The sequence below is a fragment of the Mycobacterium sp. genome (assembly GCF_035274705.1).
Classification (GTDB): Bacteria; Actinomycetota; Actinomycetes; order Mycobacteriales; family Mycobacteriaceae; genus Mycobacterium.
The window spans coordinates 1-3,061 of the sequence record NZ_DATENY010000107.1; the positions used below are offsets into that span (position 1 = coordinate 1).

Annotated in this window: 5 protein-coding genes; 2 read left to right on the plus strand and 3 right to left on the minus strand. The window is 66.1% G+C overall.

All coding sequences use genetic code 11. The features are described from left to right. The first annotated feature begins 32 nt into the window (after positions 1-32). Both VJV41_RS22360 and VJV41_RS22365 read left to right on the plus strand, forming a co-directional pair. Positions 33-470: an HIT family protein gene (locus VJV41_RS22360; RefSeq protein ID WP_325337353.1), complete on the plus strand. Its 438-nt coding sequence runs from the start codon at positions 33-35 to the stop codon at positions 468-470. Positions 471-474: 4 nt separating this feature from the next. Further along, a complete protein-coding gene (locus tag VJV41_RS22365; protein WP_325337354.1) occupies positions 475-939 on the plus strand; it encodes a nitroreductase family deazaflavin-dependent oxidoreductase in 465 nt (154 codons plus the stop codon). Here VJV41_RS22365 and VJV41_RS22370 read toward each other — a convergent pair. The 3 genes from VJV41_RS22370 to VJV41_RS22380 all read right to left on the minus strand — a co-directional run. Next, positions 911-1,333 carry a Clp protease N-terminal domain-containing protein gene (locus tag VJV41_RS22370; protein ID WP_325337355.1) on the minus strand — a complete coding sequence of 141 codons (423 nt, stop codon included), beginning with the start codon at positions 1,331-1,333 and terminating at the stop codon, positions 911-913. The genes VJV41_RS22365 and VJV41_RS22370 overlap by 29 nt on opposite strands. Before the next feature lie 35 nt (positions 1,334-1,368). Next, entirely contained in the window at positions 1,369-2,418 is a 1,050-nt protein-coding gene (locus tag VJV41_RS22375) for an LLM class flavin-dependent oxidoreductase (protein ID WP_325337359.1), read from the minus strand. A 5-nt stretch (positions 2,419-2,423) separates the two neighbouring features. Continuing rightward, positions 2,424-3,061: uracil-DNA glycosylase (locus tag VJV41_RS22380; RefSeq protein ID WP_325337357.1), on the minus strand; the 638-nt coding region annotated here is incomplete at its 5' end.

Genomic DNA, 3,061 nt, shown 5'->3' on the forward strand with positions numbered 1-3,061 from the left:
AACGTCGGTAGCTGAGCCGATACCGTGGCGGGATGTCCTGTGTGTTCTGCGCGATCGTCGCAGGTGAGGCTCCGGCCATCCGGATCTACGAAGACGACGACTACCTGGCCATCCTCGACATCCGCCCGTTCACCCGCGGTCACACCCTGGTCATTCCCAAGCGCCACACCGTCGACCTGACCGATACGCCCGCAGACACGGTCACCGATCTGGTGCGCATCGCGCAGCGCATTGCCCGCGCCGCGCGCCAGTCCGGGCTCCATGCCGACGGCAACAACGTCGTCATCAACGACGGCAAGGCCGCGTTCCAGTCGGTCTTCCACATCCACCTGCACGTTCTGCCCCGGCAGAACGGCGACAAGCTCTCGTTCGCCAAAGGCATGTTGCTGCGAAAAGACCCGGATCGTGAGGAAAGCGGCCGGCTGCTGCGGGAGGCACTGGCGCAACTGGACGCGGCTCAACAAGACTGATGCCATGGAAATCTCCCGATGGCTCGAGCAAAACGTCGGCGCCCCGCTGCTGATGCTGCACGACAAGATCTACAAGGCCACCGACGGACGGATCGGGCACACGATCCCTGGCGGGCCGTCAAACCTGATCCTCCATACGGTCGGTGCAAAGACCGGGCAGAAGCGTGCCAACACGCTCAGCTACGCCCGGGACGGGGACGACTACCTCGTCGTCGCGTCGAAGGGAGGCGACCCCAAGGCGCCGGGCTGGTATCACAACCTCAGGGCCAATCCCAACGTCGAAATCAACGTCGGCCCAAAGCGATTCGGCGTGGTCGCCAAGCCGGTGCCACCGGACGACCCCGATTACGCGCGGCTATGGCCGATCGTCAACAACATGAGAGGCAACAGGAACCGCTACGTCGGCTACCAGAAGCGGACGTCGCGGCCGATCCCGGTTGTCAGGCTGACGCCTCGATCTGCAGCCTGACCTCGCGCGCGAGTTCCTCGACATTGACTTGTAGCTCGGTCAAGACCCGCGCGGCGCCGTCACCTGCGACCAACATGCCGAGTAAGAGAAGCTCTGGGCCGATATGGTCGTGATCGAGTTCCAGCGCCTCTCGTAACGACATCTCGAGCGCCTCTTTGGCCTCAGCGGTAAAAGGTATGAACTCCTGCGGCTGTTCGGCGCCCTGCGTGAGGTGCTCGCGCGCGGTCTCGAGCTCAACTCCGCGATCTTCGAGCAGTCCAACCACTGCGCATTCCTGAGTCATCACACCCAGAAGAAGGTGCTCCGTCCCAATCCAGGTGTGATTGAGCGATCTTGCTTCCCGCTGGGCATTGACTATCACCAGCCGGCCGCTGTCGGTGAAGCGCTCGAACATTCACCAAGCGTTACACAGGTTGCTGGTTCGCGGTTCTAGAACAGCTCCTTGGCGAGCAGTTCCAGCGTCTTATCGCGTGCCGGCGCGGTCGCTGGTTCGGTGCCGCGGTGCGCCGACGCGACCGGGTTGACCATCACCTCGTCCACACCGAACTCATCGGCCAGCGCGCGCATCTGATCGGCGGCCTCGGTCGGTGAGCCGACGACCGCACGCCGTAGCGCCGCTTCGCCGATGGCATGCGCTTGCGGGCTCAATTCGATTTCGGCTGCGTCCTCCACCAGGTCCAGCGGACCCAGCGGCTGACCGGTCCGCAGCCTCGCCATCATCTGCAAGTTCGGCATGATCAAAGCCATTGCCTCGTCGCGTGTTTCGGCCACCACAGCGTTGACCGTCAAGAACGTGACGGGTTCGGCGGCTACGTCACTCGGCCGGAACTCGCGGCGGTAGACCTCCAGCGCCTCCGCCGTGCCCTGGCCGGAGAAGTGGTGTGCGAACACGTACGGCAGACCTTTGGCCGCGGCCAGGTGTGCGGAATACATCGACGAGCCGAGCAGCCACATCCTTGGCTCCGTGACCGCGACCGGCGTGGCCTTGAGGATGTAGCGCTGATTCGGAAACGGCACCCGCACACCGCGCGCGCTCATCAGCGCGACGACGTCGTCGAGGTACTCGGGGAACGCCTCGATGTCTTGCAGATCAGCAGCGCCGTCGCGTCCTTTGAATCCGCGCAGCGCCATCGACGTGACTGGGTCCGAACCGGGCGCGCGGCCGATGCCGAGGTCGATGCGGCCCGGGTGCGCCGCCTCCAGCAGCGCGAACTGCTCGGCAACGGCCAGCGGCGCGTGGTTGGGCAGCATCACCCCGCCGGAGCCCAGCCGGAGTTGCGACGTCTGCGCGGCCAGATGCGCGATCAGCACCGGCGGGCTGGTGGCCGCGACTGCGGGCATGTTGTGGTGCTCGGCCAGCCAGTAGCGAGTGTAGCCGAGACGGTCGGCCGTCTGCGCAAGGTGCGTCGTCGCAGCCAGTGCATCTGACGTCGATTGGTCGGTGCGCACGGGCACGAGGTCCAGAACGGAAAGGCGCATGGCTGTCACAACGCATCCTTGGCGATGTGCGTTCCCGCGAGCGAAAAGATGTCGTCGAGCATCGCCGGCGTCAGCTTGCCGGTGAACGTGTTCTGCTGGCTCGGGTGATAACAGCCGATCAGCGTCACCGGCCCCAGCGTCGCCGTCACGCCATGCCCGAACCGCGGCGCCGGCTTCGGTACCGCGCCACCGCCGTCGCGGATCATGTCCAGTGCCGCCCGCCACGCGAATGCGCCGAGCGCGACTATCGCGCGCACGTCGGGAGCAATCAGCCGCCACTCGGCGTCCAGCCACGGCGCACACGTCGCGCGCTCGGCCGGCGTTGGCGCGTTACCCGGCGGCGCGCACCGTACCGCCGCGGCCACGCGAGTGTTGTTGAGCACCAAGCCATCCGCGGCATCCACGCACGTTGCTTGATTGGCCAGTCCGGCACGATGCAACGCGGCGAACAGGAAATCCCCTGAGCGGTCACCGGTGAAGACTCGCCCCGTGCGATTGCCGCCGTGCGCGGCGGGCGCGAGCCCGGCGATCAACAGCTTCGGCCGCGGCGACCCCCACCCGGGAATCGGTCGGCCCCAATACGGTTCGTCGGCGAAGGACTTGCGCTTGACGACGGCCACCTCTTCGCGCCACTCGACCAGCC